12 protein-coding genes are annotated in these 12,088 nt (G+C 72.9%); 7 read left to right on the top strand and 5 right to left on the bottom strand.

Annotated elements, in window-relative coordinates:
- Positions 1-75: 75 nt before the first annotated feature.
- Positions 76-411 (bottom strand): hypothetical protein, encoded by a 336-nt coding sequence (locus IF20_RS25130; protein ID WP_110944523.1) that lies wholly within the window; start codon positions 409-411, stop codon positions 76-78.
- A 211-nt stretch (positions 412-622) separates the two neighbouring features.
- Positions 623-1,438, bottom strand: coding sequence for a hypothetical protein (locus tag IF20_RS25125; protein ID WP_052867582.1), 816 nt, complete (start codon positions 1,436-1,438; stop codon positions 623-625).
- Between the two features lie 595 nt (positions 1,439-2,033).
- Here IF20_RS25125 and IF20_RS25120 point away from each other — a divergent pair.
- The 6 genes from IF20_RS25120 to IF20_RS25095 all read left to right on the top strand — a co-directional run bounded on the left by IF20_RS25120 (position 2,034) and on the right by IF20_RS25095 (position 6,934).
- On the top strand, positions 2,034-2,624 hold the full coding sequence (locus IF20_RS25120) for a LysM peptidoglycan-binding domain-containing protein (RefSeq protein ID WP_324605594.1): 591 nt from the start codon (positions 2,034-2,036) through the stop codon (positions 2,622-2,624).
- Between the two features lie 146 nt (positions 2,625-2,770).
- Positions 2,771-3,361, top strand: coding sequence for a transglycosylase family protein (locus tag IF20_RS25115; protein ID WP_052867580.1), 591 nt, complete (start codon positions 2,771-2,773; stop codon positions 3,359-3,361).
- A 97-nt stretch (positions 3,362-3,458) separates the two neighbouring features.
- Positions 3,459-4,718 (top strand): glycosyltransferase family 4 protein, encoded by a 1,260-nt coding sequence (locus IF20_RS25110; protein WP_052867578.1) that lies wholly within the window; start codon positions 3,459-3,461, stop codon positions 4,716-4,718.
- On the top strand, positions 4,715-5,608 hold the full coding sequence (locus IF20_RS25105) for a hypothetical protein (RefSeq protein ID WP_110944522.1): 894 nt from the start codon (positions 4,715-4,717) through the stop codon (positions 5,606-5,608). The genes IF20_RS25110 and IF20_RS25105 overlap by 4 nt, the downstream gene beginning before the upstream one ends.
- A gap of 90 nt (positions 5,609-5,698) precedes the next feature.
- Positions 5,699-5,872: a hypothetical protein gene (locus IF20_RS25100; protein WP_052867576.1), complete on the top strand. Its 174-nt coding sequence runs from the start codon at positions 5,699-5,701 to the stop codon at positions 5,870-5,872.
- 84 nt (positions 5,873-5,956) lie between these two features.
- Positions 5,957-6,934, top strand: a complete 978-nt coding sequence (locus IF20_RS25095) for a helix-turn-helix transcriptional regulator (protein ID WP_052867574.1) — start codon at positions 5,957-5,959, stop codon at positions 6,932-6,934.
- On the opposite strand, the gene ctaD is transcribed toward IF20_RS25095, so the two are convergent.
- Entirely contained in the window at positions 6,882-8,579 is a 1,698-nt protein-coding gene (gene ctaD / locus IF20_RS25090) for an aa3-type cytochrome oxidase subunit I (protein ID WP_052867573.1), read from the bottom strand. The genes IF20_RS25095 and ctaD overlap by 53 nt on opposite strands.
- A 528-nt stretch (positions 8,580-9,107) precedes the next feature.
- On the opposite strand from ctaD, the gene IF20_RS25085 reads away from it, so the two are divergent.
- Positions 9,108-9,323, top strand: a complete 216-nt coding sequence (locus IF20_RS25085; RefSeq protein ID WP_052867571.1) for an I78 family peptidase inhibitor — start codon at positions 9,108-9,110, stop codon at positions 9,321-9,323.
- A 114-nt stretch (positions 9,324-9,437) separates the two neighbouring features.
- Here IF20_RS25085 and IF20_RS25080 read toward each other — a convergent pair whose 3' ends face one another.
- Together IF20_RS25080 and IF20_RS25075 are read right to left on the bottom strand one after the other, a co-directional pair.
- Positions 9,438-10,460, bottom strand: coding sequence for a phosphatase PAP2 family protein (locus tag IF20_RS25080; RefSeq protein ID WP_052867569.1), 1,023 nt, complete (start codon positions 10,458-10,460; stop codon positions 9,438-9,440).
- 295 nt (positions 10,461-10,755) lie between these two features.
- Positions 10,756-11,940: a glycosyltransferase family 39 protein gene (locus tag IF20_RS25075; protein ID WP_052867567.1), complete on the bottom strand. Its 1,185-nt coding sequence runs from the start codon at positions 11,938-11,940 to the stop codon at positions 10,756-10,758.
- Between the last annotated feature and the right edge of the window lie 148 nt (positions 11,941-12,088).

Raw genomic sequence — 12,088 nt, 5'->3', positions numbered from 1 at the left:
AGGACCCCCGCCGGGGTCCGGGGCGGGGCTCCTCGGTACGGGCCGCGAGACGGGCCCGCCGGGTGCGGCAGCGGCTCAGTGGTGGTACGGGCGGTGGTCGCGGGGCGCGGGGGGCAGCGCCGCCGGGGCGTGGTTCCGGGAGTGCTGCGGCGGCAGCGGTACCTCGCGGCGGCCGGTCGCCGAGGGGGTGGTGCGCCGCCAGATCCGCCGCAGCACCTCCGGGCTCAGTTCGTCCTCGCCCGTACGGTCCCCGGGCAGGGCCCGGAAGGAGCGGCGGTACTCGGCGTAGAGCGCGTCGTAGATCGGGGTGGCCGAGCCACGGTCCAGGTGGTGCGCGGCGGGCTCGTACGACGGGCGCATGCCGGGGATGGAGTGGAACGGGGCGCGGGGGGACGGGTCGTATGGGTGCACGTCTGTGCCAACGACCCGGGAGCCTGCGGGATGCGGCCTTGCGGGCGAATTGGCTGATCGTGGGGCATACGCGGAAGCGCGGAGGGGCCGGGGGAGCCGATGGCGCAGGGGCTCCGCCCCCTGCGCGTGACTCCCTGGACATCCGTACGCGGACGGGTGGCCGCCCCGACGGAGGGGCGGCCACCCGGAGGGCGGGGCAGGCGGGGTCCGCTCAGGTGCCGGCGAGCGGCATGGCCATGCCGACCAGCCGGCCCTGCGCCGCGGCCTTCTCCAGCGCGTCGCGCATCAGGTCCTCGCGCGGCTGCTGGCCGATCGAGCCGTGCGGCGCGGCGTACACCAGCACCGTCTGCGTCTTGTTGACCGCGGCGCGCCAGCCGTCGGAGACCGGGAGCGGCTGGTGCGCCTTCCACCAGGCGTTCTGGCTGCCGGCCTCGCCGCTGCCCTGGAGCACCGCGTGCAGCTGGCCCATGGCGAGCAGCACGGACCAGCCGGCGCCGCGGACGGGCAGTACGGACACGTCGGCGACCGGGCGGAAGCCCTGCTCCTGCAGCAGCGGGAGGAAGTCGTCGTCGAGGCTGATCGAACCGGGGCGGGCGATCGGGCTGTTGGGCTCCACGACCAGGGCGGGGCGCAGGTCGTCCTCGACGAGGACCAGGCCGCAGGTCACGCCCAGGGTCGCCTGACGGGCGGCCGGCGGGGCGGCGTCCGGAGCGGCCGGGCCCGCAGGGGCGGGCACGGTGGCCTGCGCGCCGTCGGCGGGCTCGCCGGTGATGGAGCGGACGGCGCCCTTGAGCTGCTCCTCGGCCACCGAGACCACCTGCGACGGGATGCACGTGGCATGGGCGAACGCCAGCACGGCGGTCTCCTCGCCGATGAACAGGACGGTGCTGGTGCGCTCCTGTTCGCTGTCGCCCGGGGTGCGGCAGGAGGTGCAGTCGTAAGCGCCGGGGGCGTTGTCGCCGGCCAGCAGGCGGTCGGCCTCCTCGTCGCCGATCTCGGCGCGAACGTCGTCACTGACGTCGAGCATGCGGGGCACGGCTGACTCCTCGATCTGTGTGCGGCTGCCGGGGGGATCCCGGCGTGTAAAAAGACAACGGGCGATCTGTGGCAGGAGTCACGCGCGGGCGTGAACGGAATCGAACCGATCGGCGCACAGGGTGAACACGGCCCCGGAAGCCGTCACTCCCCGCCACCGTATGTGCGGGGCACGTAGTCGAACAGCGTGAGGTGGCTCACAGGGGTGGAGATCGTCAGGTCGACAAATCCCGATATCACGGAATCTATGGGGTGGCCGGAACGCGTCGGTACCTCTAGTAACGCGGGACTGGCCTGCCCCGACAGCGCTTTGGTTGATGCCGTGCCGCGCGGCTCCCTACATTCTCCGGCCGTGTGCACCGAGCACCGCCCGGGGACGCCCGCCGTCCGCACGCCGGCAGTACCGCAGCACGACAGCACGACCAGCGCAGCGCCGCGCCCCACGAGACGCGCGGAGTGGCGCGGCGCAGGACCCCGCGGCGGGCGGGGCGGAGCGGCGGACGGGCGTCCTGAGCGCCCGGCGGCGCGCCGCCCGGGGGAGGCCCGGGTTCTCCGAAAGGACATCCATGCCTTTTCGAATGGGCTCCATGCGTCGCGAAACCGTCGCCCTCGTCGGGGCGGCCCTGGTGGCACCGCTCGCACTGCTGGCCGCCACCGCCCCCGAGGCGAGCGCCGCCGACGGCGGCGTCTGGGATCGCATCGCGGCCTGCGAAAGCGGCGGGAACTGGCACATCAACACCGGCAACGGCTTCTACGGCGGACTGCAGTTCACCGACTCCACCTGGCGCGCGTTCGGCGGCCAGAAGTACGCCCCCAGCGCCCACCAGGCCGGCCGCGACGCGCAGATCGCGGTGGCGTCCAAGGTCCAGGCGGCCCAGGGGTGGGGCGCCTGGCCGGTGTGCTCGGCCCGGGCGAACGCCTCGGGCAGCGCGCCATCGGTGGGCGGCGAGGCCTCGGCCGCCCGGAAGAGCGAGAACCGGGCGGTGCGCGAGAGCCGCGCCGACCGGGGCCGCTCCCGCGGCGGCCAGGACGGCTCGTACACGGTCCGGCGGGGCGACACGCTCGCCTCGATCGCCGCGGCCCGTGGCGTGAGCTGGCGGTCGCTGTACGCGGCCAACAAGTCCGCCATCGGCGGCGATCCGCACACGATCAGGCCCGGCCAGCACCTCACGTTCTGATTCCGCCGCCACTGTCGTGCGTCCCCCCGCTCCCCGCGGCGCGGCGGTGGCGGCGTGCCCCACCCGGTCACCCGACCGGGTGGGGCACGTGGTGTCCGGGCGCGTGCCGCGCGGCCGCTCCGCCGAACCGCCGCTAGCCTGCGGCGGTGTTCGAACCGACGGAGTTCTTCCCGAGTCTTCGTACGGCGGCCCGCCCGTGGCCGGCCCGTACGGCGCGCCGCGCGCGCACCGCTGTCCGCACCGCCCGCCGGCCCGCCCTCACCGCGGCGGTGCTCGTGGCCCTGCTTCATGGGGGCACCGGAGTATCCGCCGCTGAAGGCGCGGTGGGCCCCGCCGCCGGGGCGCCGGCGGCCGCCGCGCTCTCGGCGCGGGGCGCCTCCGCTGCCGCCGAGTGCTCCCGCGAGGACTGGCCCTGGGGGTGCCTGGCCCAGTGCGAGAGCGGCGGTGACTGGCACGCCCGCACCGGCAACGGCCTGTTCGGCGGGCTGCAGTTCACGCAGTCGACCTGGGAGGCGGCCGGCGGCCTCGCCTTCGCCCCCCGGCCGGACCTGGCCACCCGCGAGGAGCAGATCCAGGTCGCCGAACGGGTGCAGGACCAGCAGGGCTGGGGCGCCTGGCCGGCCTGCGCCCGGCGCTACGGGCTGCGAGCGGGGACCCTCGACGCCCCTGATGCGAACCACCGCCCCGAGGTTCCCGCTCCTCGCTACCGATCTGCTCACGTTTCCGGAACAAAATAGCGAGAGGAGTCAACCCGAAACCTCCAGCCTCGGTCTAACCGTTTGGTAGGCGGACGCTTGGCTACGTTCGCGCGAAAACCATGGGATACGGGGACGGATGCAGATCTCATTCCTGATTCACAACGCATACGGCATCGGCGGCACGATCCGGACGACGTACAACCTCGCCCGCACGCTGGCGGAGCACCACGACGTCGAGGTCGTGTCCGTCTTCCGCCACCGTGATGCGCCGGTCTTCGATCCCGGTGCGCGGGTCAGGTTGCGGCATCTCGTCGACCTCCGCAAGGACAGCCCCGGATACGACGGGGAGGACCCGGCGTTCCTGCGCGAGGCCCGTCTCTTCCCGTCGGCCGAGGGCCGCTTCCGGCAGTACAGCGAGCTCACCGACCGGCGCATCGCCGCCCATCTGCGGTCCCTGGAGGCCGACGTCGTGGTGGGGACCCGGCCCGGTCTGAACGTCCACATCGCCCGGCAGGCCAAGCGGGGCGTGGCACGCGTCGGACAGGAGCACCTCACCCTCGACACGCACGGCCGGGCGCTCACCCGCCAGTTGCGCGCGGTCTATCCGCGGCTGGACGCGGTGACCACGGTGACCGAGGCGGACGCCCGGTCCTACCGCAAGCGGCTGCGGCTGCCCGGCGTGCGCATCGAGGCGGTGCCCAACAGCGTCCCCGCGCCCGGCATCCAGCCCGCCGACGGCACCGGCAAATGGGTCGTCGCGGCCGGTCGGCTGGCCAGGGTCAAGCGGTACGACCTGCTGATCCGCGCCTTCGCCCTGGTCGTCGAGCGGCGCCCGGACTGGCGGCTGCGGATCTACGGCGGCGGCGCGGAGAAGCCCGCGCTGCGCGCGCTGATCGACGAACTGGGCCTGTACAACCATGTCTACCTGATGGGCCCGGCCAACCCGCTGGACCCGGAATGGGCCAAGGGCTCCATCGCGGCCGTCACTTCCAGCCTGGAGTCCTTCGGGATGACGATTGTGGAGGCGATGCGGTGTGGGCTGCCGGTGGTCTCCACCGACTGCCCGCACGGTCCCGGCGAGATCATCGAGGACGGCGTGGACGGCCGGCTGGTACCGGTCGGGAAGAAGAGCGCCGTCGCGGGCGCGCTGCTGGAGCTGATCGAGGACGACGACCGCCGGCAGCGCATGGGCCGGGCCGCGCTGGAGCGCTCCGCCCGCTTCGATCCCGCACGGATCGCGAGCCGGTACGAAATGCTCTTCGGCGACCTGACCACCGGCGGCGGCCGGGGCGCGCTGCGCGCCACGGTCCACCGCACCAGAGGAGCTTTGTTGAGCGGCGCCTACGCCACCAAGGACGCGGCGCACGCCGCACTGAGAGGAGTGCGGACGGCATGAGCGCGTCGACGCAACTGCCCGCCACCGGCACCGGGTCCGGCACCCGGCAGCCGCGGCGGACCGCCCTGCGCGCCGACTGCATCGCGGACTCCGCGGGCGGTCTCACCTTCGACATCGCCGTTCCCGAGCCGGCCGGCGAGGAGGCCGGCACGGTCTGGAACGCCGCGCTGGTGCTCCGGCTGCGCGGCGGCGAGACCCCGGCCGACGAGATCCGGCTGCCGCTCGGGCCGAACGGCTCGGGCCGGCTGCGGGCCGTGCTGCCCAGCACGGTCGCGCTGCCCGAAGGGCGCTGGAACGTCTACGCCGACCTCGGGGACGCCGGGGACGCGCAGCGCCTGCTGCCCGGCCTGAACGACCTGCGGTCGCTGGTGGACCGGCGCCCGCTGGCCGCCATCGGCCGGCTCGGCGTCCGGATCCCGTACGCCACCAAGTACGGCAACCTCGCCCTGCGCAGCTGGCTGCGCGGCCCGCACGCGGAGGCCGGCGAGATCCTGGTCGCCCCCGACGGCATCACGGTCGAGGGCCGGCTCTACGGCGCCGCGCTGGCCTCCGGCGCGTCCGCCGAGGCCCGGGCCCGGCACGACGGGCACACGGTCACCATCCCGCTGCGGGGCGACGGGCCGGACTTCGCGTTCGTCCTGCCGCACGGCCCGCTGGCCGGGCACTGGCGGTCCGGCACCGAGCGATGGGACCTGTGGGTGCGGACCGGCGAAGGAGCCGAGCCGGTCCGCATCTCGCGGATCCTGGACGACGTACCGGACAAGAAGCAGATCTTCACGTACCCGGCGATGCCGATCGGCGCTCCGGGCGGGCAGGTCCGCGTCGGCCCGTACTTCACGGTCGACAACGACCTCTCCGTCAAGGTCGCGGGAGACCAGGATCCTTCCTGACCCTCCCGCGGCGGCTGCGCCCCCGGTACCTCACGCGCCCCCGATTGACCCGCGACGAATGGGGCACTCGGAGGACGGAGGTGCAAAATCATGGTTCCTGTCCTGTTGGTCCTGCTGCTCGCATTGATCCTGTTCGGTGCCGGTTTCGCACTCAAGGCGCTGTGGTGGGTCGCGGTAGCGGTTCTGGTCGTGTGGCTGCTCGGCTTCCTGTTCCGTGCGACGGGTACGGGAGGCGGCGGCCGGGCGCGCTGGTACCGCTGGTAGCGGCGCGGACGCTGCGCACGACGGAGCACGGCAGGCAGCGGTTGCGGACGACAGGTGTCCGCAACCGCTGCCAGACTCTGTCGCATGTTGGAGACCTCGGCACGCCTGCTCCGCCTGCTCTCCTTGTTGCAGGCCCACCGCGAATGGTCCGGGGCGGACCTCGCCGACCGGCTGGGCGTGACGCCGCGTACGGTCCGCCGTGACGTCGAACGGCTGCGGGAGCTCGGCTACCCCGTGCACTCGGCCCCCGGTACCGCCGGGGGCTATCAACTGGGTGCGGGCGCCGAGCTCCCGCCGCTGCTGCTGGACGACGAGGAGGCCGTCGCGGTCGCGGTCGGGCTGCGTACCGCGGCCGCCGGCGGCGTGGCCGGCATCGAGGAGACCTCCGTCCGGGCGCTGGCCAAGCTGGAGCAGGTGCTGCCGGCCCGGCTGCGGCGCCGCGTCGGCGCCCTGAACGACTTCACCGTCCCGCTGGTGAGCGGCGCCGGCCCCCGGGTGGACGCCGCCGTGCTCACCGAGCTGGCCGCCGCCTGCCGCGACGGGCAGCAGCTGCGCTTCGCGTACGCCGCGCACGACGGCACGGTCAGCCGCCGCACCGTCGAACCGCACCGCCTGGTCAGCGCCCAGCGCCGCTGGTACCTCGTCGCCTGGGACACCGGCCGGGCCGACTGGCGGACCTTCCGCGCCGACCGGATCACCCCCACCCCGCCGCACGGCCCGCGCGTGGCGCCCCGCCGGCCGCCCGCCGAGGACCTCGCGACCTATGTCTCCCAGGGCGTCTCCACGGCCGCGTACGCGGTGTCCGCGACCGTCCTGCTGCACGCGCCGCGCGCGGAGGCGGCGCAGCGCATCGCGCCCACGGTCGGCACCTTGGCGGAGGTGGACGACCGCAGCTGCCTGCTGCGGACCGGGGCGCAGAGCCTGGACGCGCTGGTGGTGCTGCTGGCGATGACCGGTTTCGAGTTCGAGGTCAGGGAGCCGGCCGAACTCACGGAGCGAATACGGGAGATCAGTCGGCGGCTGTCCCGGGCGTCGGCCGGAGCCGCGCGTCCTCCTCGGTGAGGGCGGTGCGTACCGTCCGCGGGTGGTGCAGGTCGAAGGCCGGGGACTCGGAGCGGATGCGGGGCAGCGTGAGGAAGTTGTGGCGCGGCGGGGGCGAGGAGGTGGCCCACTCCAGGGAACGGCCGTACCCCCAGGGGTCGTCGAGGCCGACCTTCGGCGCGTACTTGCTGGTCCGCCAGACGTTGTAGAGGAACGGCAGCGTGGACAGGCCCAGCAGGAAGGCGCCGATGGAGGAGAGGGTGTTCAGGGCGGTGAAGCCGTCGGCCGCGAGGTAGTCGGCGTACCGGCGCGGCATGCCCTCGGCGCCCAGCCAGTGCTGGACCAGGAACGTGGTGTGGAAGCCGACGAAGAGCGTCCAGAAATGGATCTTCCCGAGCCGCTCGTCGAGCATCTTGCCGGTGAACTTCGGCCACCAGAAGTAGAAGCCGGCGAAGGTCGCGAAGACCACCGTGCCGAAGACGACGTAGTGGAAGTGGGCCACCACGAAGTAGGTGTCGGTGACGTGGAAGTCCAGCGGCGGTGAGGCGAGGATGACCCCGGTCAGGCCGCCGAAGAGGAAGCTCACCAGGAAGCCGACCGCCCACAGCATCGGCGTCTCGAAGGACAGCGAGCCGCGCCACATCGTGCCGATCCAGTTGAAGAACTTCACCCCCGTCGGCACCGCGATCAGGAACGTCAGGAACGAGAAGAAGGGCAGCAGGACGGCCCCGGTGGCGAACATGTGGTGCGCCCAGACCATCAGCGACAGCGCCGTGATCGCCATGGTCGCGGCGACCAGCATGGTGTACCCGAAGATCGGCTTCCGCGAGAAGACCGGGATGATCTCGGTGACGATGCCGAAGAACGGCAACGCGATGATGTAGACCTCGGGATGGCCGAAGAACCAGAAGAGGTGCTGCCACAGCAGCGCGCCGCCCCACTCCGCCTCGAAGACCACCGAGCCGAACCGCCGGTCCGCCTCCAGCACCAGCAGCGAGGCCGCGAGCACCGGGAAGGCGAGGAGGACGAGGATCGAGGTGAAGAGCACGTTCCAGGTGAAGATCGGCAGCCGGAACATCGTCATGCCGGGGCCGCGCATCCCGATGATCGTGGTCAGGAAGTTCACCGCGCCCAGGATCGTGCCGAAGCCGGACAGCGCCAGCCCCATGATCCACATGTCGGCGCCGATGCCGGGGGAGCGGACCATGGAGCTCAGCGGCGCGTACGCGGTCCAGCCGAAGGCCGCGCCGCCGGTCGGGGTCAGCAGCGAGCCCACCACGATCAGGCCGCCGAAGAGGAACAGCCAGTACGAGAGCATGTTCAGGCGGGGGAACGCCACGTCGGGCGAGCCGATCTGCAGCGGCATGATCTCGTTGGCGAAGCCCGCGAAGGCCGGGGTGGCGAACAGCAGCAGCATGATCGTGCCGTGCAGCGTGAACGCCTGGTTGAACTCCTGGTTGGTGAGGATCTGCAGCCCCGGCCTGGCCAGCTCGGCCCGCATCAGCAGGGCCAGCACCCCGCCGGCCAGGAAGAAGCCGAACGACGTGATCAGGTAGAGGTGACCGATCTTCTTGTGGTCCGTGGTGGTCAGCCAGTCGACCACCACCTTGCCCGGCCGGCGGACCACGACCTTCCCGGCGGTCGCCTCCGCTGCCACTGTTCCCATCCGCGCCACCTCGTTCGTCGTCAGGACGTACCAGGGCTCGCCACTACGGCAGGACGTACTGGGGCTCGTCTCATCATGCGCGCCGTAACGCCCTTTGCGCGAGGGGGCGTCGGACGTTGCCGCCACGGTGCCCCGACCGGGACGGCGTACCCCGACGGGCCCGTCGTGCGGCTCCCGCGGGCCGGGGTGTTGTGCGGGAAATGTGAGCGGAGTGTGAGCCGTCGGAAGATTACGGGACGCTCGATATCCCGTATCGGGTAAGGGGAATCGAGCGCCTCGCGGCGATTGATTTCCGGGCCGCGGAGGCAGTTGTGGCGACCGGTTCGAAGAATACGATCAAGAAGAAATCGGGCCGGTTTTTCGCGTTGCCGGAGTGATAACGGGGCCGCTCGTTCGGGGGTGGGAAGTGGCGTCAAACAGGCCCCGGCAGGCTGTGACAGAAGTGTGACCGATGCCGGACACCGGGAACACCCGGGCATGTCAGGACCGCCCTTCCGCACCTCGCCGGATGAGGCATACGGTGGCGCCATGGCGCCTGTACCGAACCTTCCGAAAGAACCTGACGACAACGTGGAGACCTACGTAGGCCTGGAACAGCAGCGGGCCGAGGACCGGGCCCGCGAGCGCGGCTGGAACACCGTCAGGTCGCTGCCGCCGGGCGCGATCATCACCATGGAGTACCAGGCGGGCCGGCTGAACTTCGAGGTGCGGGAAGGCACCGTGTACCGCTCCTGGAAGGGCTGACCGGCACGGTCCGCGCACCCCCGTACGACGACGGCCCCGGCCGGCTCCGCGAAGGAGCCGCCGGGGCCGTGGGCTGCGGGGGTGTGTGCGTACCGGCCCCGCAGGCCTGTCGTGTCAGCTGCCCTGCGAGCGGCCGCGCACGGTCGTGGTGACCGGCGCGGTGCGCGGGGCGCGGTCCGCGTGCGGCGGTCTTCGGCTGCCGGAGGGGGTGACCGGAGTGCGCTCCGAGCGGGCGGTGTGCGGCCGCGCGGGGTGGTGCGGCCAGGCCTCCGGCGCGCGGGCCTGCCGGCCGCCGGCCACCGCGGGCTCGCGGACCAGGACGCCGTCCTCGGCGACGGCCCGCCGCCCGGCACCGGCGGTGACGCCCGCCGGGCTCGCGGGCACCGGGACGGGGCGCGGCGCGCCGCCCAGCCGGTCGCGCAGCCGCCAGAACACGGCCATCAGCCGGGCTTCGGCCCAGGCCATGCCCGGCTCGCACCAGGGCAGCGCGAGCATCACCAGGACGCCGGCCGCCCAGCCCAGCAGCACGTCGCTGACCCAGTGGGTACCGAGGTAGACGGTGGTCATGCCCACGCCGAGCGCGCCGAGCGCGGCCACGACCGAAAGGATCCTGCGGCGCAGCGGGGTGGTCGCCAGGTAGGCCAGGACACCCCAGGTGACCACGGCGTTCGCCGTGTGGCCCGACGGAAATATATCGCCGCCGAGCCCCATCTCGTTGGTGCCGATGGTGGTCGCGTAGTGCGGCCCGAGCCGGCCCATGCCGATCTTCGCGGCGCCCACGGTGACGTTCAGCATCAGCAGGGCGACGCCGAGCACCAGCAGCGGGTGCAGGTTCCGCTGCCGCCAGCAGCGCCAGAGCAGCCACGCGGCCACCGCGACCGCGGTCGGGCCGCGCTGGCCCAGGACCACGAAGTAGTCGAGGAAGGCGTGGATGTCCGGCCACTGCTTGTACGGCCGGAAGAGCATGATCTGCCAGTCGAGGGTGACCAGCCAGGAAGTCGTCAGCACGCCCAGCACGATCGCCGCGTAGACCGCCACGGTGCCGCCGAACAGCCAGTGGCGTGTTCGTGTCATATACGGCCGGGCGAGCTCGCTCCAGCGCCCTTCCCTCTGGTCGGGCTTCTCATCGGTACGCACTCAATCGACGTTACCGCGTGTGATGTAGGTGCCTGGTCAAACCGTGGGCTTTGTAATGACGATGTGATGTGGAATGCGTCTCAAACAAGCCATTCGCCAGGACCCTGCCAAGAGAATTCAGTAAATCGCTCTTTCGCCCGCGCACCATCCGAGTGGCCGACCGTACGCAGGCCTAATGCATTTCTCCGTGGCGGTGTTTATCGCGGATTTCCCCCGGCGTCACGGAACGTTTGCCGGTGCACCGGGGTGACGGAGGGAAGTTTCCTGGTCACCCGCCGGAACGGCCGCGAGAGGATCACGGCGGGCCCGAGCCGTTGAGCCAGAACGCGCCGTACACCGCGGAGCCGGTCGCGAGCACGCCGAGGACGGCCGCGGCGTACCGGGGGCGCCACCGGGCCAGCGCCGCGGCGGGCGGCAGCAGCAGCGGGTACGCCGGCAGCATCAGCCGCGGCTTGGAGCCGAAGTAGCCCTTGGCGGTCAGGGCCAGTGCGAGCACGAGGCCGCCGTAGACCAGCAGCGGCACCGGCTGCCCCCGCCGTACGCCGAGCACGTACAGCCAGATCACCGCCGCGACCCCGGCCACCAGCGCCAGCCCGGCGGGGAAGGCGGGCCCCGCCAGCAGCCGCCAGGTGAAGGCGGCGAAGGCCAGGCCGCCGTCGAAGCCGTTGTCCCAGCCCGCCTGGACGTCCAGATAGCCGGTCGGGCTCCCTTCCCGGGCGCCCACCCAGAGGAAGAAGGCGCACCAGCCCACCGGGGCGAGCGCCACTCCGGCCGGCAGCCGGCCGCGCCGCCGCCGGGCGGGCCGCCCCTCGGGGGACCGCGCGCGCCACAGGGTGAGCGCGGCGGCGGCCCACACGGCCGCGACGACCGCGGCGCCCACCGGCCGGGTCAGCCCCGCCAGCGACGTCAGCACGCCGGCCCACACCCACCGGTCGGACAGCACCGCGTACAGCGCCCAGGCCGCGAGCGCGGTGAACAGCGCCTCCGAGTACGCCATGGACTGCACGACGCCTATCGGGACCGCGGCCCACAGCGCCGCCAGCGTCACCCCGGCCCGTGGGCCGTGCAGCCGCTCGCCCGTGGCGTACAGGGCCCAGGCGGCGGCCAGCGAGGCGGCCCAGCTCACCAGCACCCCGGCGCCGGCCGCCGACAGCGGCAGCAGCGCCGAGAGGCCCCGCTCCAGCCACGGCAGCAGCGGGAAGAAGGCGAGGTTGGAGTGGACCTCGCCGCCGGGCAGCTGGACGGCGTAGCCGTAGCCGTGCTCGGCGACGCGGGTGTACCAAAGGGAGTCCCAGCGGGCGGCGAGGAGGGTCTGCCAGTCCTTGCCGGCCGCCGCCGACCAAGCGGCGAGGACCACGAGGCCCAGCAGGCGGATCGCCGCGTACGCCGCCAGGGCGGGCGCGGCGCGGCGCAGCGCGGCCCCGGCCCCTCTGCCTGCCGCAGCCGGACCCGCGGTGGCGGAGAAAGCGAGATCGGTCATCAATCCGATTATCCAGGTGGCCCGAGGGGCGCGTGGTCATGATGGCCGGAACGTGGCGGGTGCCGCACGGGTACGGGGCCGGGACAGGGGGTGCGGAGGTCACCCGAAGGAGTCGGCGGCGAATGGTAGCGAGTGCCCTGCGCAGTGG

The organism is Streptomyces niger (assembly GCF_000718305.1).
GTDB classification, from domain to species: domain Bacteria; phylum Actinomycetota; class Actinomycetes; order Streptomycetales; family Streptomycetaceae; genus Streptomyces; species Streptomyces niger.
The sequence above is the reverse complement of the archived record's forward strand: the minus strand, read 5'-3'. Positions and strand labels throughout refer to the sequence as shown.

What these genes read in the sequence shown, in the direction of transcription:
- IF20_RS25100 (WP_052867576.1), top strand. Translation starts at nt 5,699, where the DNA reads ATGGTTCCTGTCCTGTTGGTCCTGCTGCTCGCATTGATCCTGTTCGGT.
- IF20_RS25120 (WP_324605594.1), top strand. Translation starts at nt 2,034, where the DNA reads ATGCGTCGCGAAACCGTCGCCCTCGTCGGGGCGGCCCTGGTGGCACCG.
- IF20_RS25085 (WP_052867571.1), top strand. Translation starts at nt 9,108, where the DNA reads ATGGCGCCTGTACCGAACCTTCCGAAAGAACCTGACGACAACGTGGAG.
- IF20_RS25105 (WP_110944522.1), top strand. Translation starts at nt 4,715, where the DNA reads ATGAGCGCGTCGACGCAACTGCCCGCCACCGGCACCGGGTCCGGCACC.
- ctaD (WP_052867573.1), bottom strand. Translation starts at nt 8,579, where the DNA reads ATGGGAACAGTGGCAGCGGAGGCGACCGCCGGGAAGGTCGTGGTCCGC.
- IF20_RS25095 (WP_052867574.1), top strand. Translation starts at nt 5,957, where the DNA reads ATGTTGGAGACCTCGGCACGCCTGCTCCGCCTGCTCTCCTTGTTGCAG.
- IF20_RS25110 (WP_052867578.1), top strand. Translation starts at nt 3,459, where the DNA reads ATGCAGATCTCATTCCTGATTCACAACGCATACGGCATCGGCGGCACG.
- IF20_RS25125 (WP_052867582.1), bottom strand. Translation starts at nt 1,438, where the DNA reads ATGCTCGACGTCAGTGACGACGTTCGCGCCGAGATCGGCGACGAGGAG.
- IF20_RS25075 (WP_052867567.1), bottom strand. Translation starts at nt 11,940, where the DNA reads ATGACCGATCTCGCTTTCTCCGCCACCGCGGGTCCGGCTGCGGCAGGC.